The organism is Haloarcula argentinensis DSM 12282, assembly GCA_000336895.1.
In the GTDB taxonomy this organism is placed as follows: Archaea; Halobacteriota; Halobacteria; order Halobacteriales; family Haloarculaceae; genus Haloarcula; species Haloarcula argentinensis.
The window spans coordinates 74680-92971 of sequence record AOLX01000003.1; the positions used below are offsets into that span (position 1 = coordinate 74680).

Consider the following 18292-nt stretch of genomic DNA (forward strand, 5'->3'; position numbering starts at 1 on the left):
TGGAATAGCAATCTTAGTCACGGCTCTGCTGTCAGAGCGGAGGACGGAGGTGTTGATCTGTCTGGTGAACCACTCACTGGTCGTAATAAGCGCGTGTAAAATAGTATATCAGATTGGAATATCATATTCATGGGGTTGGAATGTCACTTTGAAGTATCCTGCCCACTTTTGTCAGTTGAGGATAATATGATACTGTGAAACGGTTCTATGTGTTTTATATATGCTTAGCAATGTGGGGCATAATGTTCGGATATAGTACGGTACTAGCCATCGTCACGGGTGATCTGAGCTTTTCAATAATTGTCACATCTATAGCTAGCATCATGATGTTTTGTGCATCATCATATCAGATAGTCCGAGGCCTCTCGGGTGAATTCGATGACATCCCCGAGTGGTCAGTTTGGATCGTCGTTCTAGGTACTGTTATGTTTATTGTAGCCCATCCGGCTGAATTGGCCTGACTCGAAAAAATACCATTCCCAGTAGTAGCGTGGATACAGGATAGCAGTCAATACGCCCACGTACCAAACGGCCGTTTCACACTCACTGGTGAAAAAAGAAGCCGTATTCACAACGGCTGTTACTCCGGTAATAGCCGATCCAAAACGATACTCGTTCCGTCCTCAGTCCGGGGAACTGTATTCTCCAACAGGTGCTCGTCACATTCGTCAACGCCGAGAATACCGGTTTCGACGATACGGGGACCGTCCTCCCGTTCACCGGTGAGAGTCAGGCACAGCTGGCCGTCGACCTTCCCACCAGCAACCGAAATCGACGCAACTGCGTCGGGAAACGAGATAGTCGTCCAACCATCGGGTTTCCGGACCCGCAACTCGGGCATTAGTTCTTCTTATGTCGGCGAACGACATCAGCGCTCTGGCTGCCTGCGAGCGGTTTTGTGTCTCCTTGTAGCCGGAGGCGATCATGAGTAGTACACCTTCCTTCGAGGAGTACGACTTTGACCGTGGTGACCGCGTCCGGGTTGATTGGACAGACGGCAGCAGCCCACTCGATGTGGTCATTGGGACCGTATCAGGTATCTCGCGTTCCGGTGGCAACGTGGTTGTTGCTGTCGAGGTTGAGGACGACCAGTATCCCGAGAACTCGATCTACGGTGGCACCCACGACGCTGCTCCTGAATGGGTCGAGCGGCTAGAGCAATCCTAGTCTGACGGCAAGAACTCGCCCCTCGTTTTGTGAGCCCCTTGGGCTGCGGGGGTCGTCCCTCAGATAAACTACTTACCGAGGACAACACAATGTCAAGACCCATGAGTTCTGGCCGGGAGATTCGACTTACTGAGGACCCAGAGAGTGAGTATTGGGTCGCCAAGGACATCGAAACGGGCGTTGCCAGCCAGGGAAAAACCCGCAGACAGGCCCTCGATAATCTTGATGAAGCGGTCGAAGGATATCACGGGGCCGGCCGGGAGCCGACCGAAGCAGAGCTCGCTGAGGTGGGTATTGACCCGGACGAGAATACGTCCGGTGGCGAACTGCCTGACGTTTTGAAATAAATCCTCTTACGACGATGGTATCACGCGATTTCAGCGGAGAAGACGTAGTCAAAGTACTCTGCAACGTGGGGACTTATGAGCTAGACCGAATTCGTGACAATCACTACATTCTAGTCTGGGAACCGCCTGCTGACCACGACACTGATGCGCGAACGGTTCCAGCGCGTATTACGACCGAATTAGTACTGTGACACTTCAGGAGATTGCTGAACAAGCTGGAGCAAAGGACTTCCAGGCTTTCTGTCGCTGGATCGACCGCAATCGCTAGCTTCCGACAGTGGTTTTGTGTGCCTTAGACGGACGAGAGGCGCGCCCAAGAGCGTGTCTCGACGGAACAGGCCTACATGGCTGTCGGACGCTACGGTGGCGTCTCTACTAACGGTCATCTCTCTGTCTGGGATGTTGCTGAGGCCTGAGTGACTTCTATCGGTTGCTTGCACGAGCTGCCAATTTTGTGAGTCCCCCTCATCTGAGGGGTTCCGGAACATGAGGACCGAACAGCAGTCCATCGACGAACAAGTAATACCCGGCGGTAATCGGCAGGCAGTTTCGACACAGCTTCTCAACCGCCACTGCAAGTGATACATATAAGTCTCACGACAGATGGTTTTCAAGAGTTTACCCGTTCAGATCCGACTGATAATGAAGATCTCGGACTTGGGGACGCCCTCGCCGCAGTCGCCGTTGATGTCGATGTGGACGCTGTTGCCGAGGTCCGGGATGCCCGCGAACAGATATGATATACCCGCTCGATATAACCGGGACCGTACAGTTGCGCCAGTTTGAGGTGTGAGCAGTTCGTGTTCGCTTGCTCATTTGCTACCTAACAATCTGCCCACTGTCTTTCGAGCGGTTTGTTCGTATGACCCGCTCTCACTCCAGAGGTTGGTCGAGAATGTCGAAGATATCGACAGCTTTGAACTCCTGATACCGTTTTTTGCCAGTCGTTTCGGTCAGGACATCCTGTCCCTCAAGCTCCTGAATCGCGTTCCGTGCTGTTTGTTGCGTTACGTCCAGTAGCTCGGCAATGTCGTTCGTGGTCACGTATGGCTGCTTGAACAGGCGCATCGCCAGCCGGTCGGCGGCTGTTTTTTCGTGTCCATAGGTTCGCTCATACTCCCGACGGAGATCTCGGAGATCATTCGTTCGGGTGACAGCCTCGGCAGCTTGCGAGCGAATCCCCTTGACGACGAATTCTAGCCAAGGCTCCCAGGCACCTGTTTCGCTGAAACGACGAGGCTGCTGGGAGATTGATCGGCTTCGCACGGACTTCCCCGGTACTCACAATTTAATCGAATTTGAGACAATCAAAATATCAGATATTGATTTCGACACCACTAGAAAGGGGAGTTCGTCTGAGTTTGCCCTTACTAAGAAAGGGTGATGAGAGCATCCTTATCGGCCAGATGAATCCGATTATCGTCTTCAATCACACCAAAGGTTTCTGTCAGCTCCCTAGACAGACTATTTTCCCAGGCCAGCTTTGGCACGGTTTTATCAAATTCTAAAGCTGCGATGCCTCCTGAGTACAGTGGTGTATATAAATGATTTCCTATCATCGCAGGTGTACCTGTAGGGTTAATATCTGCTTCGCCCTCGATATTGAAATAATCGCTTCTGCCAGATTCTATATCTGTAGAATATAAAAACCCTTGTACCGTTATCATATAGGCCTGATTTGCATATTATTTATTATCGGAGGATGTGTCAACCCCATCGTTCCGACGCTACTATTTACCTGTGTGAACCGATTTTTCCAAGCAATACTGTTATTTTGTTCAGATATATTGAGGCAAAACAAGTGATGCGTATTTTTTCGACGTTGTCTTCCCCACCAAACGAGGCTAACTCAGTTGTACCAATCAAAGCCTTGTTGCCACTAACTGTGATTGGTGAGAAGGCACCTCCTGAGACGGGGAGTTCTATAGAAAATCGTTCACTCCCGTCATCTGGGGATAATGCATATACTTTTTGCTCAGCGTATGACGGGACAATCAATACTCCTTCACCGAATGCAGGGCCAACTACAGACTTCAGTCTCTTTTTCCACTTTATATGCCCATCAGACTTTCTCAGAGCAAATACATAGAAGTTTCCAGTGTCCATTTTTTGCCCGGCAAAGTATATGAGTGTATCATCTACCAGCGGCGAATTAACAACTGGCGCACCAAAATTTGTAATGTTTCCAATGTCTAATTTCCACTGTATATTTCCTTTTTCGCGGCTAACCGCATAGAATTTTGATTCCGCTGAGACATAAAGTGACTTACTATCAACCGTTGGTGAATCAGTTATCCATTCTGTAAAGTATTGTGACCAGTTTATTGTGCCAGTCTCTGCATCAATACTATACAACTTTCCTCGAGGAGGGTCCTCAGAGGTGCTAACACTCAGTCGCTCGCCTATAAATATAGTATCTTAGCCTATGTGAACAATAAAATTTGAATCGTTGAACGCCTCTATTCAACGGGAGTCTTCAGCTACGACAGTTTCTGCAGGTCGACCATTCGAACTGATTGACTCGTTGATGTACTCCCAGTCCGACTTGGCATTCGGTCCAGAATCTGTGGCGAACCGTATGGTTCCCGACGGTGAGTTGTAATTCATCACACTAGAGTACTGATTGTAAGACACTGAACTCCCATGGCCAGGTACATCTCCGATCCCGAGCTGATGGCCAAGCTCGTGAGTGAACACGGCTCCTAAATTTTGTGTATTTGCTTCGACGAAGGCTGTATCTCCCTCGGAGGCAAATCCCGCGATGGATGCTCCTTCTTGTGTACTTCCCTCAATATCTGATACTATTCGTGTTGAGTAGTACCCAGTGTGTGTATCTCCAAACACGACGTCTGGGTTGGTTTCCCACCCTTCGAGGTCACTCGTATCACCGGTAGTAACACAACTGTAATCTATAGGTCCAACGCCTGACGTCCGCTCAACCGCATCTTTGCAGGTTAAGGTGTCGTCCCAATATATGTGGAGGGTAATCCCAGTAGATCCATCGGGATTTTCAACCGGTGCTTCAGCGAATTTCTCCTTTATTTCTTCACGTTTCTGTGCATCAACTTTCTCTACGTAATCGACAGCGACAAACACATCCTTCTTCATCGGATCAGCACCCGGGTATAGATCCTTCTTGTTTATCTCTGGGCCATCTGCGATACCATCATTATCGGAGTCAATGTTTGTTGGACTAGTTTCCAGTCTCTTGACTTCGGCTGAGTCAGATAAGTTGTCTCTGTCAGTATCAGCTGAGAGGGGACTCGTGTCTAACTCCAGCGCCTCTCTTCCATCAGTAAGATTGTCACTGTCAGTATCGTTATTTGTAGGAGAGGTACCGTATTCCTCTATCTCTGTACTATCGTTTAGACGGTCTTCGTCGGAATCGGCACGAAGCGGGTCTGTTGAGTAGATCTTGACTTCTTCCCCATCCGTTAGACCGTCTCCATCAGTATCACTCTCAGTTGGGTTTGTCCCATAGACTTCTACCTCTTCAGAATCATTCAGTTGGTCGCTATCCGTATCGTTATCATTAGGGTCAGTATTCAATTCTTGTTCTCGACTGTCAGTTAGGCCATCGCCATCAGAGTCAGTCACCACCTCTGTCGGTGGCTCTGTTTTAGTATCTGTGGCTTGTTTAGTTGGTGAGATCTCAGTTGATGGCTGTTCTGATGTGGCTGTCTGGGCAGGAGTCGATTCCTCTATATCGTTGTTGCTACTGCCGCCCAGATATTCTCCACACCCTGCGGTTAGTACGAGTGAGGATACAATTACTGTAATAATCACATTTCTCATTCTAAGGATAGTTACCATAAATAATCATTTAGACATAAAGGTGAGGATAGTTCATTAGATCTTTATTTAAATACATCTATCAAGTTTTAGTACACTTTACCAGGTCGATCGGATCAATACACTCCTGGTTGCCTGAACTACTTACCCAGGGCCGACCGCTCTTTCTCGGCGTCGACCCCAGCACTAATCTCTGACTTGGCACCGATGTCGAAGTTCGATTAGCCGCGGTGAGCGAGCAGGGCCGCCCGATCACGCCGAGACGCTACCAACGGCTCACACCCAGCGTCGGGGAGGCGTTCGCTGTGCGTCTGGACCAACTCAAGGAACGGTTCGATCTCCGCGAACTGTGGGCCCTGTCAAATCTAAATGGCTTCTCACTGAGAAGCGGCGTATCTGTAATCGCCTTCCGATCCATTGGTGGTGTATTGGCGGATATGAATGTTCCGCTCCTGCTGCTTGCCGTACTCGGGCTCGTTTTTTCCGTGGTTCAGGAGCGTTACTGGCAGTCACTCAAACCGCCATATTCTGGACCGCAGACATAAATATAGGTAAGTAATACCACCACATGATTTCGATGATTGCTGATCAGTTCGAAACGTTTCTATTCGACCTCGATGGCGTAATTTACCTCGGGGATGAAGCGCTCCCGCATGCTGTTGACGGTGTAAATCGGCTCTACGAGCAGAACAAGCGGATCCGATTTCTCACGAACGATCCACGACCGACGCGACAGGCAGTCGCGTCACGTCTTCGTGAACTCGGAATTAGAGTCGATAAAGAAGAAATAGTAACGGCAGCTTGGGCGACTGCAGCTCACCTTCGTCGTGAAGGAGTCACCACGGCGGCAGCAGTAGGAAGTGAAGGGTTGCGGACAGAGCTCCGTCAGCAGGGAATCACCGTCACGAATGAATCCCCGGATGCAGTCGTTGTTGGAGTTGATGAACAAACAACGTATGCAGATATCAGACGAGCAACGAGACACATTGATCAGGGGGCGCAATTCGTCGGGACGAATCCGGACGGTGCATTTCCGACCCCTGACGGTCCCGCGCCTGGTGCAGGAGCAATCGTTCGCGCAGTCGAAACTTCGACAGGAGCCTCGCCTACTGTCGTCGGAAAACCCGAGCCTCTGATGTTTGAGATGGCTCTCGAAGGCACCGATGTCGTTCAGAATGCAGTCGTCATCGGTGATAATCCAGCAACGGATATCCTCGGCGCACATCGCGCAGGGCTCACAGGAATCCTGGTCGCAGATGAAGCGCCAATCGCAGCCTCGTCCCAAGATTTCACTCACCCTGATGAAGTGATTCGATCACTTTCGGGTCTGTTTTCACACACAGTGACTCCCTGGGACAATCCCCAGTACTCGTGGCCAGCGGACATCCGACCAGGGGTAGGCGCGGTCATTTTGAACGAGTCAGGAGAGGTATTACTGTTGAAGCGGGCCGACAAAGAACAGTGGGCGCTCCCGACGGGGACAGTTGAACGAGGTGAAGCGGTTGAGGAGGCAATTTTGCGAGAGGTGCAAGAAGAGACAGGTCTTCAAATCACGGTCGACCGACTAACTGGAGTGTACTCCCACCCGGAGCAGCAGGTGTTCTCGTATCCGTCCGGAGAGACGGTCCATTTCGTGACGAACTGTTTCTTATGTAGCGTCGACGGCGGCACGCTCGAAGCAGATCAAGATGAGGCACTTGATGTCAGATTTGCCGACACGGACCGACTCCCGAATAGAATACTACCAATGCATCCACGGTGGATCACTGATGCAGTCGAGGGCACCAATGTTACAATTGCATAAGTGTCCTGTATTGAGCGGTTGGACGGATAATTGAATATCCCGTCGTCAGCATTCTTCCGTGGCCTCGATATGAAGGGTCCACCAGACCGCCCGCCTATCCTCCGTCGACTAGCCAACGTACGAGTCTAGCCCGGTTCGATCGCTCAGCCCTCCCACGAGCTAGAATCAGTGCTCAAAGGAAATCCCATCTGTGCCCTCGAACCCATACCGTGGACAGGAAATCGACAGGCTGTCGATGGCCCGCTCAACGACATCAGAGCCGTGAATCAACCAGTACGGGGGATTACTCTAAGACACGTTCGCGCTCGGTTGTCTGCTGTTCTGGTTCTTCCGTCTCTATGAGTTGGTTGAGACGCCGTTCGAACGCTTCTTGATCAAGTTCACCTTCTGCATACCGCCGCCGAAGCGTTTCAATTGGGGTTTCGTTTGTTGCGTCTATCTGCTGCCCGTCCTGTAGACTATCCGCATGGGCCGCATTCGCTTCGCGAATGACCCCCCGTATCAGTTGTCCTGCGACACCGAGTGTGACGGTACTGAGCAGGAGGAACAATATTCCTGCCGCGACGTTTCCAGTCAGCCCAACGAGTCCGAGCACGAGTGCTGGGACACCAATCAAACAGGCGACGATGGCAGTCGCAGTTCGACCAGCGGGGCTTTGGGGGGCATATCGGTGGACCAATTCAAACATACTTATTTTATTACTATTTGACAACTTAATAACCTCGGAAACGGAACACGATTTCTCTCGGGGGACCGAAATGACCCTTTGGGAAGGGAGCATGACGCTGGCCAGTTCGCACGCACAGTGAGCAGTTTCTTTGCTCGATCAAGCTTGAAACAAGGCGACGTCGGTAGCAACGACTTATTATATCACACTGAAATACTGGAGGCTAGCAATCAGCAGGATAGAAACAATCAAGACAACTTTCAGCAGCCATGATGGGACATCTTTCCGGATTCTGAAGGACCAGTCCATACAATTCAATGATACTTTCAGCAATTATATTTCACGAAAGAGTTCTTCGCTACGAGGGACAAGTGAACCACCCACAAGATGAGATTCTCTCGGTCGATTAATGAATCACCGGTTGCTACATAAAGTGGTCGAACAATTCACACGTATTCTGGTTGAAAATCTAATGAATACGGATGTCGCTACGGTAGATATTAATGGAACCGTCCGGGCGGCAGTCGAAATGATGCTCCGTGAGCACATTGGGAGCGTCATTGTGGTTACAGACGACAACCCAACCGGGATTGTCACTGAGACAGATATCGAATTGAAAATTTATTTAGGTCGGCCTAAAAAATAGCCTATCATGAAAACCGAGTGTTTAGAGGTGTAAACGATGGTTGAAGGGGACGAACGAGTGGACTGGAGCGCTGTCGAATCCGTGGCGTTTCTCGCCCGTTCTGAGCACCGCTTCCAAGTGCTCGATCTATTGGCCGATGGTGCCCGCACCCGTGAGGGATTGGACGATCGAATGGACGTGACTCGAGTAACGTTGAGCCGTATCCTCAGTGACCTCGAAGATCAGGAATTCATCCAACAAACACACACCGATAGTTTGTACGAGCTGTCCACCTTCGGTGAACTCGTCCACCGAGATTTCGCTCGACTGTTGGGGACGGTATCGGTCGGACAAAAATACCCCAAGCTGGTTTCACGACTCCCAACTGACTGGTTCGACTTCGAGCCCCGGTGTCTCGTTGACGGTGAGCAGATCCACGGGAAGAGCGCAGATCCACTAGCGGCCGCTCGCGTTGTCGCGAACGCCATCAGGGATGGCTCCTCTTGTAGGGCGCTCGTTGGAACGTTCACATCGCTTCCGATGCACGCATACGAGGAGGATGTCCGCACTGGGGGTGATACCGACATGTGCGTCGTTTTCGACTCGGTCGTCACCGAAACGATGCTGGAGGATCAGTCATTACGGGCCAAGTGGCAAGCAATCGAGGACGCTACAGACTCGACGATCTATTACAGCCTCGACGAACAGGTCCCTTGTACGGTGGATCTCATTGACGACGAGAGAGTGTTCCTTACTGTCGACCGAGAACAGGAGCCTGGCTTCGATATCATTTCGTGCACACACCCCGATGTGGTGGCGTGGGCCGACCGAGTGATCAGCGAGTACCGTGATCTCGCCATGCCGCTCAGTCGACAAGTGAGTGACGCGAAGTAATTGGGAAGCGTGAACAGAGTGTGTTGTCCGTAACACGCCGTGAACATCACTCCAACCGCGTTAATGTGAACAGCAGGAATCACTAAGTTGTTTAGGCCGGGCTAAAAATACATGGTACGTAGACGCCAATTGCTTACAAGTAGTGCCAGTATGATTGCCGCCGGTCTCGCCGGCTGTGCCGGGAACACCGACAACTCGACGGAGAGCACAGGAGAGTCGACAGAGACCCGGACAAACACAGAGGTCGCAAACGAGACCGAAGAAAGCACGACATCAGATACGACGCCGTACACAGTCCAGATCGAACCGAACGATCCCTACACGTTCGAAGAAGTTCCAGAGACATACGGCGTCGGTACCAGTCCCTTCATCGACATGGGAATGGCGCTCGGCATCCACCCGACGGCGACCACCGGCCTAGAACGTGCTCCTCTGAAGTTCTATGACCTCCTCAACCTCGGATTCGACGAGAGCCAAATCACCAAGCTCGCCAGCGACGCTGAGTCTGGCTACGACAAGGAGAACTTCTACGCCGCTGACGCCGATATCTGGCTCATCTCGCGAAAAAACATCGGGCGCTACGTCAGCTGGGACGACTCTGACTTTGAGGACGTCGAGACCCGGACTGGCCCCTTCCTCGGCACCACGCTTCGCTTTGCCCCCCAAGCCGCCGTGCAGGACGAACCGAATCCGTACACGATGTACGAAGCCTTCGAGAAGGTTGCAGAAATTTTCCAGCGCCAACAGCAGTTTCAAGCTTGGCAGTCTCTCCACGCCGATCTCATGAGCACTATAGAGGACGGTCTCCCGCCGGAGGACGAACGCCCCACGGTCGCCGCTATCTGGCGCGGCATCAGTCCCGACTCCGGCCGATTCCGTATCGCTCCCCTTCACCGTTTCGGGAACCATACCAAGTCCTACTATCGACTCGGTATGCAGGATGCGTTCGAAGGACAGTACCCGGACGGCCCGGTCGGCTACGAGGAACTGCTCCGCGCTGACCCCGACTATATCGGCGCCGTCGGCGCACTCACGTCCGCGACCCACGAGGAGTTCGTGGACACCATCATCGAACCGTTTGAGAGTAACGAGAACGGCCAGCAGCTCCGCGCCGTTCAGAACGGCAATGTCGTCCGGAGTAGCGGCCAGTACATGGGCCCCATCGTCGATATGTTCTCCACTGAGGCTGTCGCAAAGCAAGTCTATCCCGACGAGTTCGGCGAGTGGCCCGGTAGCGTCGGTGACGTTCCAGAGAGCGAACAGCTCTTCGACCGTCGGCGCCTCATTGACATCGTCAATGGAGATCTGTAGGAGCGATGGTGGAACTATTCGACCGGCTTGCGGACCGCCGAGCGGCGGCCAATCGTTGGTACGCTGACTCGACGCTGACGGGCATCGCACTCGGAAGCATCGTAGTGTTGGTCGGGGCGACACTCCTGCAAGTGAGCTTTGGCGCATTCCCGCTGCCGCTAGAAGAAGCGTGGGGTGCAGTCTTCGATCCCAGAATCCTGTTCAGTTTGGAGGCGTGGCAGGCATTCCTGCTTGGCGCTGATATCCCTGAGTGGTTCACTCAGCAACAGCACATCGTCTGGAACATTCGCCTGCCGCGTATCCTCGTCGGCGTGCTCGTCGGTGCGAACCTCGCCGTCTCTGGCGCAATCTTCCAGATTATTACCCGGAACGAACTCGCCAGCCCCTACATCCTTGGTGTTAGCGACGGTGCTGGGCTCGTCGTGCTGGTCGTCCTGACGGCGTTCTCCGAGTTGCTTCCTCTTGTGCCCGTACTCGCGGCAATCGGGGGTGGGGCAGCATTCCTGCTGGTATACATCATCGCGTGGAAGAACGGCACTAGTCCCGTCCGGCTGGTGCTGGCGGGCGTCATCGTCGGCACTTTCTTCGGGTCCGTCCAGCGCGCACTGTTCTTCTTTATCGACGATCTTAATACCGTGATGTCTGCACAGGCATGGCTCTCTGGGTCACTGCTGAACACCGACTGGGGGGAGGTCCGCATCGCGCTCCCGTTCACAGTGCTGGCAATCATGCTTGCGTTCGTGGTGACCAAGGAGCTGAACGTGCTTGCGCTCGGCGAGGAGACCGCAGATTCCCTTGGAATGTCCGTCGAGAAGATGCGGTTCGCGGTCGCCGGCATCGCCGTGTTGTCGACGGCAGCGGCCATCGCGGTCGCGGGGCTCATCGGCTTCGTCGGGCTCATCGTCCCGCACATGGTCCGGAACGTCGTTGGCGGCGACTCACGGCGGCTCTTGCTCGGGTGTCTGTTTCTCGGGCCAGCGCTGCTGGTTGGTGCGGACGTCGGCGCGCGCCTTGCACTCAGCCCCATCCAACTCCCGGTCGGTATCATCACGGGACTGGTTGGGGGGCCGTACTTCCTCTATCTGATGCGGAAGACCGAGAATCTGGGTGAAGTCTAATGCGAAAGAATGAGATATCACACGAGCGCCAAATAAGCCGCGAAGCGGCGAATGACGGCACAGACGAGCTGGCGTCGCAGACAGCCCTCGATGTGGATGAACTCGTGGTCGGCTATCCAAGTACCGACGAGCTAGTCATCGACGGACAGACGCTCGCTGTACCTGATGGCGAGGTGACAGCGCTCATCGGCCCGAACGGCAGCGGCAAGTCGACACTGCTGAAGGCGCTCGCGAACCGACTGGAGCCCGACGACGGCCGCGTCCTCCTGGACGACCGCCGCGTCGACTCGTTCGAATCAAAGGAACTTGCACGGAAGCTCGGTCGGCTCTCCCAGCAGAACACTGCACCGGACACGATCAGCGTTGAGGAACTCGTCGAGCGCGGGCGCTACCCTCATCAGGGGTTTTTCGAATCTCAGACCGATGACGACGCTGAAGCCGTTGACGAGGCGATCGCAATGGCTGGCGTCGATCACCTCCGCGACCGCGAGATTGGCACGCTCAGCGGTGGGCAGACGCAACTCGTTTGGATCGCGATGGCGCTCGCTCAGGACACCGATGTCCTCCTCTTGGACGAGCCGACGACGTTCCTCGATCCCCGCCACCAACTGGAAGTAATGCAAGTTGTGGAGATGCTCCGTGATAAGAGTGACACCACGGTCGTGCTCGTCCTCCACGATATCTCGCAGGCGGCACGCTATGCCGACAACGTTGTCGCGCTCAAAGAGGGCACAATCTACGCTAGCGGTCCGCCTGAGGCGATCGTGACCGATGACCTCCTCGCAGATGTGTTCGATATCGACTCGGAGGTCATCGAGACCGAGCACGGGCCCGTGGTGGTCCCCTTAGATCCGATCGTGGAGCCCTCTCAGAATGAGACGAATGAATCTGAGATGCTACAGCGAGGAAGTGGCAGCCCCGGCCAGCAGGAGTGACGCGCACGAGACCTATTCAAGGGTGAGTACCCCCTTACTAATCGTGGCTGTTCGGTCTCTATCGCCCTCAGCTCCCCCAACGGTGAGAGAGACAGAGTACTCCCTGATACGCGAGCACGACGCAACCTACATCAAGTTGGTTCGTGGCACCGGCGACTTTCTCACCCGCATTGACATCGTACAAAGACATCCCTTGTAGGGAGCGGTATCGAGGTCTGTATAGCGTTCATAGCAATCCAATTTAGTATTGCCCGGAACCGCTCGGTATGCGAGAGACAACATACCCGCAACTGTGGGCCGCTGTCCGGGCCGCACGGAAAGCCGGACGCACGCTTGAGTCCGTCAAACCGGCCGTCGATCAGTTTCAGGTGAAACATAACGGGGATATCGTCACCGAGGCTGACCGCACAGTCGAGGAGACGATACTAGCGGAACTAAGTGGGCAATTTCCCGAGCATACTGTCGTCTCCGAGGAGAGTGCCCCGGAGTTCACGACCAAACCACGATGGATCATTGACCCAATCGATGGCACGACGAACTTCCTCAACGGCATCCCGCATTATTCCGTCTCTATTGCCTTTGAGGGCGCTAGTGAACCCGATGTCGGGATTGTCTATCACGTCCCTTCAGAGACGATGTACACTGCTATTGAGGGTAGCGGTGCATACGCCAATGGCCAGCCGTTGTCACTGTCGGAAACGACTGAATTGTCCGAGGCACTCTTGGTGACAGGGTTCGACACAGCGTCAATGCAGGCACAGGAATACGACCACTTCCGCACCATCCTCAATGTAACACAGGGCGTCAGGCGGTTCGGTTCGGCGGCTGGCGAATTAGCGATGGTCGCCGCCGGGCAGTTCGATGCATTCTTCGAGCGGCAACTCTCCGTCTGGGACACTGCGGCAGGTGTCAAAATCGTTGAGGAGGCCGGCGGCGAAGTGACCCGCATCAAAGCTCTCGACGGAAAAAACAGCGAGATGGTCCTGGCCTCGAATGAGGCCATCCATCAGGATCTCGTCGCACTGGTGTCGGCTGGGACTGTCCCCAAGATGGACGGTCGGTAGGAGCAAGGAGGGCAAAAATTAGTAGCCCGTAACGATCAACCCAGTTTAAATACCCTGGTTTGTAGATATATAGCGACGTATAGCATAATATTATAAGATCTTTTTTATATACTTGTAGTTCTCTCAGCTGATGACACGGAACAGCACCGCATCGCAGGGTGAGGCCCAACAGACGCGGCGACGGTTCATCACCGCTGCAGGTGCGGCGGGGGCGACAGCATTTGCGGGGTGTATCGGCGATTCAAGCGGCGGGTCGGGGACCCAGACGATCACACTGGCTGTGTCCAGCGGTGACGGGGAGTTGATCAAGCGATTGCTGAAGAACCACGTTGAATCGGAAGTCGGCGTGACGACGGAGACGACGATTCTCCCGAATGCGAACCTCTTTGAAAAACTCTCGACGATGTTTCAAAGCGAGAAGGCGACCTACGACATTGTCGCCATGGACGACCCGTGGATGCCGCAGTTCGCGCGGCATCTCGCGCCGATCCGGGACCACGTCGACTCGCTGCCGACCGACCAGATCATTCAGCAGACCCTCGACATCGGGACTTGGCCGACGCCCGGTGAGGCAGTTCCGCCGAACGCACAGGATGCCGAACCGGAACTGAAGGCGCTGTGTGCAGTCGGGAACTCACACATCTTCGTCGTTAACGAGCGGTTATACTCGGAGGTTGGCGAGGACTTGCCTGAGACGTGGGAGGATGTCTACCGCGCTGGACAGAAGATTTCTGAGCAGGTCGACGGTGCAGAAGGGTACGCCATGCGCGGCAAGAGCGGGAACCCCATCATGTCCTCGTATTTCAGCGTCGGCATGAGCATGGCTGGGAATATGTTTGACGAGAACTGGGGCTACGACTGGGCCGACGACAGCGGTATCGAGGCAGCATCTTTCTTCCTCAACGATCTCGGTTCTATCAGCCCAGACGGGGTTGCTTCCTTTGATAACAGCCAGGTGCTCTCGGGACTGGCCGACGGAAGTATCGCTGCGACCCCACAGTGGCCCTCTGGGACCTCGCTCCTGTTGAACGAGGACAAGGCAACTGAGTACGAGAATATCACATTCCTGCCGATCCCTGAAGGCAAGGAGCGAGCGGCCCCCGTCCAAGGGAACTGGCTGCTGGGCATCAATAACTACGCCGATTCGGAGACAAAAAGTGCTGCTGGGGACGTGCTCCAGTCGTTCGTCTCGAAGCAGGCCCAGGAGCAGTACGTCGACCTCGGTGGCGTGCCATTCCGCCATGACACATTTGAGGAGAACATGGACGCCCAGCCGTGGTTCGAGGCGCTGTACGGCAGCCTCCAGAACGCGAAGCCGCGACCCCGGACACCGCTGTGGAGCGAGATCGAGACCGCACAGGGGCAGCCGCTGAACGCCGCGCTCGTCGACAATATATCCGTTGACGAGGCGATGACCGAGGCCGAGTCACAAATCGAATCGATTCTCGATGAGAATGGCTACTGAATCGGATCGGGACAGCCAATAGCCATGTCGCTTCAATCCGACACAGCTGTCGGCGGCCGCTACGAAAGTGCGCTGCTGTGGGTTGAGGACCACCTCCGGTGGATACTGACACTTCCGGCGCTCGCCGTGCTTGCGGCGTTTTTCGTTTATCCGGTCGGCCGCGCGCTGGTGCTGTCCCTGTACCAGTTTGACGCGGCTGGCCGGCAGTTCGTCGGCTTTGAGAACTACGTGGCGATACTGACGGCGGGCGCGTTCTGGCAGTCGCTGTGGATCACAGCGAAATTCATGTTCTTCGCCGTCTCGTTCGAGGTCGGCCTGGGAATCGCCATCGCCTTCGTCCTTAACAGCAAGGTTCGGTTCCGAGGGCTGATCCAGACTATCGGCCTCGTCCCGCTTGTCATCTCACCGACCGTCGTCGCGCTGCTGTGGCAGTTGCTGTACCAGAACGGCGGTGTCCTCGATTCGCTGGTCGCCCCGCTGACGAACGGTCCGGTCCCGTGGCTGAGCGACCCCTCCATCGCGCTGTATGCGCTCGTCCTCCCCGATGTCTGGCAGATGACGCCGCTGGTGACGCTCATCGTACTGGCCGGCCTCCAGTCGGTTCCCGACCACGTCCAGGAGGCAGCGATGATGGACGGTGCCGGACGAATGCGGCGACTTGTCGACGTGACGCTGCCGTACATCAAGGAACTCGTCGTACTGGTCCTCATCCTCCGGGTCATCGGGACGATGCGCGTGTTTGCGAAGGTGTTCGTCCTCACCCGAGGTGGCCCGGCAAAGTCAACGGAGGTCATCAGCATGGCGATGTATCGGGAGGCGTTCAGCTACGGGAACTATGGCCGGGCGTCGACGATGGCGCTGCTCCTGTTGCTCATCGCTTTGGCGATCACCTACGCCTTCGCAACGGTATCGGAGGTGGAGTTCTGAGATGGCGACCGACACACAACCGAGCCGGGAGGTCGGCAGAACACTGCTTGCTGGTGTCGAGCGCATCCACGAAACCCTCGACAGCTACGGGCTCGTCCCGACCGTGACGAACGGCATCGCCCTGTTGTTCGTCGTCTGGACGCTGTTTCCGGTGTACTGGATGGTATCCGGATCGCTCCGGACCCGGAGCGACCTGCTCGCGACGCCGCCGAAGCTGGTCTCAACCGCGCTCACGGTTGAGAACTATCCGGAACTGTTCGTCCAGCGCCCGGCGTTCTACGAGTTCCTGTTTAACAGCGTCGTCGTGACGGTCGGCTCGACAGCCCTCGCAGTGCTGCTCGGGACCGCCGCGACCTACGGGTTCGTGAACTACGAGTTCCCGTACAATCTAGGGCGGTTTCACCTGCCTTTCCTCGTATTGACGACGCGCTTTCTGCCGCCCATCGTGACGGTCATCCCGTTGTACGTCATCTTCGATACCGCAAACCTGCTCAACACGCGGCTGGGCCTCGTGCTTGCCTACGCCGCTTTCAACATCCCCTTTGTCGTTTGGATGCTGAAGGGCTTTTTCGCCGAGCTCCCGGACAGCATCGTTGAGGCTGCCGTTCTCGACGGACACACGGAACTCGGCGCGTTCTTCAAAATAGTGTTGCCGATGGTACGCCCGGGGCTGATCGCGGCGACCATCTTCACTGTCATCAACGCCTGGAACGAGCTGCTGTTTGCGGTCATTCTTACGAGCAACACCGAGGCACAGACCCTCCCAGTCGCGCTCGCGACGTTCAAGACGGCCTACGCGATCCAGTGGGAGCTGCTGACCGTGGCGGGGACGATTGCGATGGCCCCCGTTTTGCTGTTCGCGTTCCTCGTCCGGGAGAAACTGCTCCGTGGGTTCACAATGGGGGCGGTCCGATGACGACGACACGGCACCGAGTACAGTCAATAACTAGCGACAAGCGGAGGGAACACTAATGGTACGCGTACGCTACGACGACGTGACGAAACGGTACGGCAACGAAATCGGTGCGAAAAACATCGATATTACCGTCGATGACGGCGAGTTCGCCGTGTTGCTCGGCCCAAGCGGCTGTGGCAAGACGACGACGCTGCGCTGTCTCGCGGGGCTTACTGACCCCACAGAGGGAGAGATCCGTATCGACGGGACAGACATCACCGACAGGCATCCGAAAAACCGCGACATCGCGATGGTGTTCCAGGAGCTCGCCCTATACCCGCATATGGGTGTCGCAGCAAACATCGGCTACCCGCTCAAAGTCGAAGGCGTCGACAAGGCGACTAGGCGGGAGCGAGTCGAAGCTGTCACCGAGACGCTGGACATCGGCGAACTGCTTGACCGCGAGACAGACGAACTCAGCGGCGGTCAACGCCAGCGGGTCGCCATCGGCCGGGCGATCATCCGTCGTCCGAGCGTGTTCCTCATGGACGAACCGCTGGCGAGTCTGGATGCCAAGCTGAAAGTCGAGATGCGAAACGAAATCAAGAAGCTTCAGCGAGAGTTGGGCATTACGACGCTGTACGTCACCCACGATCAAGAGGAGGCGATGACGCTTGGCGACAAGCTCATCGTGATGAACGATGGGACCGTCCAACAGGTCGGGACGCCGGCTGAGGTGTACCACGACCCCGCGAACCAGTTTGTCGCCGGCTTCATCGGCAGCCCGAGCATGAATTTCCTGCGGGTCCGCCGTGAGGCGGCCGGCTCACAGCGAGTCGTGGCTGCCAACGACGCTACGTTTTCCTTCAGCGTCGAAAGACTACCCACCGCTGTTGGCGACACCGAACCATTCGTCCTCGGCGTCCGGCCCCAGTACTTCTCGGTGCATCAGTCACCAATCGATGGCGCAGCCAAAGCCGAGGTCACAGTAACGGAACCGATGGGCGACGAGCAATTGCTCACGGTCCAGTTCGACGGCGACGGCAGAGAGATTGCAGTTCGAGCTCCGTTTGACGTGGGCGTTACACGGGGTGACACCATCTGGCTGGGTATCTCCGGCGAGCGTGCCTACGTGTTCGACGTCGAAACGGGAGCGCGGATTCGACAGACTGAGCTATCTACAGACACCGCCGTTCCCACCGGTAGCCGGCCGTAAAATGTGGCAACATACCATCGGTAGAACTCGGCATACTGCGAACAGCATGGACAGGCGAATGAGAG

Annotated in this window: 20 protein-coding genes; 14 read left to right on the forward strand and 6 right to left on the reverse strand. The window is 55.2% G+C overall.

The features are described from left to right. Nucleotides 1-580: 580 nt before the first annotated feature. On the reverse strand, nucleotides 581-841 hold the full coding sequence (locus C443_RS00385; protein WP_005532729.1) for a hypothetical protein: 261 nt from the start codon (nucleotides 839-841) through the stop codon (nucleotides 581-583). A gap of 83 nt (nucleotides 842-924) precedes the next feature. On the opposite strand from C443_RS00385, the gene C443_RS00390 reads away from it, so the two are divergent. The 3 genes from C443_RS00390 to C443_RS21370 all read left to right on the forward strand — a co-directional run bounded on the left by C443_RS00390 (nucleotide 925) and on the right by C443_RS21370 (nucleotide 2254). Beyond that, complete coding sequence (locus C443_RS00390; RefSeq protein ID WP_005532731.1) at nucleotides 925-1167, forward strand: hypothetical protein; 243 nt, start codon at nucleotides 925-927, stop codon at nucleotides 1165-1167. A gap of 101 nt (nucleotides 1168-1268) precedes the next feature. Continuing rightward, on the forward strand, nucleotides 1269-1514 hold the full coding sequence (locus tag C443_RS00395) for a type II toxin-antitoxin system HicB family antitoxin (protein ID WP_005532732.1): 246 nt from the start codon (nucleotides 1269-1271) through the stop codon (nucleotides 1512-1514). A 578-nt stretch (nucleotides 1515-2092) separates the two neighbouring features. Beyond that, nucleotides 2093-2254 (forward strand): hypothetical protein, encoded by a 162-nt coding sequence (locus C443_RS21370; RefSeq protein WP_160163333.1) that lies wholly within the window; start codon nucleotides 2093-2095, stop codon nucleotides 2252-2254. 133 nt (nucleotides 2255-2387) lie between these two features. On the opposite strand, the gene C443_RS00400 is transcribed toward C443_RS21370, so the two are convergent. The 4 genes from C443_RS00400 to C443_RS00405 all read right to left on the reverse strand — a co-directional run bounded on the left by C443_RS00400 (nucleotide 2388) and on the right by C443_RS00405 (nucleotide 5327). After that, the gene (locus tag C443_RS00400; protein ID WP_049943780.1) at nucleotides 2388-2780 is read right to left on the reverse strand and encodes a DeoR family transcriptional regulator; all 393 of its coding nucleotides are present in this window, start codon (nucleotides 2778-2780) and stop codon (nucleotides 2388-2390) included. 104 nt (nucleotides 2781-2884) lie between these two features. After that, complete coding sequence (locus C443_RS20990) at nucleotides 2885-3181, reverse strand: hypothetical protein (RefSeq protein WP_152422980.1); 297 nt, start codon at nucleotides 3179-3181, stop codon at nucleotides 2885-2887. 67 nt (nucleotides 3182-3248) lie between these two features. Then, complete coding sequence (locus tag C443_RS20570) at nucleotides 3249-3869, reverse strand: outer membrane protein assembly factor BamB family protein (RefSeq protein WP_160163334.1); 621 nt, start codon at nucleotides 3867-3869, stop codon at nucleotides 3249-3251. A gap of 108 nt (nucleotides 3870-3977) precedes the next feature. After that, entirely contained in the window at nucleotides 3978-5327 is a 1350-nt protein-coding gene (locus C443_RS00405) for a hypothetical protein (protein ID WP_152422981.1), read from the reverse strand. 556 nt (nucleotides 5328-5883) lie between these two features. On the opposite strand from C443_RS00405, the gene C443_RS00410 reads away from it, so the two are divergent. Continuing rightward, a complete protein-coding gene (locus C443_RS00410; RefSeq protein ID WP_049943800.1) occupies nucleotides 5884-7110 on the forward strand; it encodes an HAD-IIA family hydrolase in 1227 nt (408 codons plus the stop codon). 283 nt (nucleotides 7111-7393) lie between these two features. On the opposite strand, the gene C443_RS00415 is transcribed toward C443_RS00410, so the two are convergent. Continuing rightward, complete coding sequence (locus C443_RS00415) at nucleotides 7394-7705, reverse strand: SHOCT domain-containing protein (protein WP_311241360.1); 312 nt, start codon at nucleotides 7703-7705, stop codon at nucleotides 7394-7396. A 544-nt stretch (nucleotides 7706-8249) separates the two neighbouring features. On the opposite strand from C443_RS00415, the gene C443_RS22330 reads away from it, so the two are divergent. From C443_RS22330 to C443_RS00465, 10 genes are all read left to right on the forward strand, one after another. Next, nucleotides 8250-8423: a CBS domain-containing protein gene (locus C443_RS22330; protein WP_394295049.1), complete on the forward strand. Its 174-nt coding sequence runs from the start codon at nucleotides 8250-8252 to the stop codon at nucleotides 8421-8423. Between the two features lie 36 nt (nucleotides 8424-8459). Continuing rightward, complete coding sequence (locus C443_RS00425) at nucleotides 8460-9296, forward strand: helix-turn-helix transcriptional regulator (RefSeq protein ID WP_005532744.1); 837 nt, start codon at nucleotides 8460-8462, stop codon at nucleotides 9294-9296. Nucleotides 9297-9407: 111 nt separating this feature from the next. Then, a complete protein-coding gene (locus C443_RS00430) occupies nucleotides 9408-10607 on the forward strand; it encodes an ABC transporter substrate-binding protein (RefSeq protein ID WP_049943782.1) in 1200 nt (399 codons plus the stop codon). Nucleotides 10608-10612: 5 nt separating this feature from the next. After that, nucleotides 10613-11725 (forward strand): FecCD family ABC transporter permease, encoded by a 1113-nt coding sequence (locus C443_RS00435; protein WP_005532748.1) that lies wholly within the window; start codon nucleotides 10613-10615, stop codon nucleotides 11723-11725. Next, nucleotides 11725-12660: an ABC transporter ATP-binding protein gene (locus tag C443_RS00440; RefSeq protein WP_005532750.1), complete on the forward strand. Its 936-nt coding sequence runs from the start codon at nucleotides 11725-11727 to the stop codon at nucleotides 12658-12660. The genes C443_RS00435 and C443_RS00440 overlap by 1 nt, the downstream gene beginning before the upstream one ends. A 266-nt stretch (nucleotides 12661-12926) precedes the next feature. Next, nucleotides 12927-13724, forward strand: coding sequence for an inositol monophosphatase family protein (locus tag C443_RS00445; protein WP_005532751.1), 798 nt, complete (start codon nucleotides 12927-12929; stop codon nucleotides 13722-13724). 130 nt (nucleotides 13725-13854) lie between these two features. Continuing rightward, nucleotides 13855-15189: an extracellular solute-binding protein gene (locus C443_RS00450; RefSeq protein WP_005532753.1), complete on the forward strand. Its 1335-nt coding sequence runs from the start codon at nucleotides 13855-13857 to the stop codon at nucleotides 15187-15189. A gap of 24 nt (nucleotides 15190-15213) precedes the next feature. Next, nucleotides 15214-16116, forward strand: coding sequence for a carbohydrate ABC transporter permease (locus C443_RS00455; RefSeq protein WP_005532754.1), 903 nt, complete (start codon nucleotides 15214-15216; stop codon nucleotides 16114-16116). A gap of 1 nt (nucleotide 16117) precedes the next feature. Next, a complete protein-coding gene (locus C443_RS00460) occupies nucleotides 16118-17032 on the forward strand; it encodes a carbohydrate ABC transporter permease (protein WP_005532755.1) in 915 nt (304 codons plus the stop codon). Nucleotides 17033-17087: 55 nt separating this feature from the next. After that, nucleotides 17088-18227 carry an ABC transporter ATP-binding protein gene (locus C443_RS00465; protein ID WP_005532756.1) on the forward strand — a complete coding sequence of 380 codons (1140 nt, stop codon included), beginning with the start codon at nucleotides 17088-17090 and terminating at the stop codon, nucleotides 18225-18227. The last annotated feature ends 65 nt before the right edge of the window (nucleotides 18228-18292 follow it).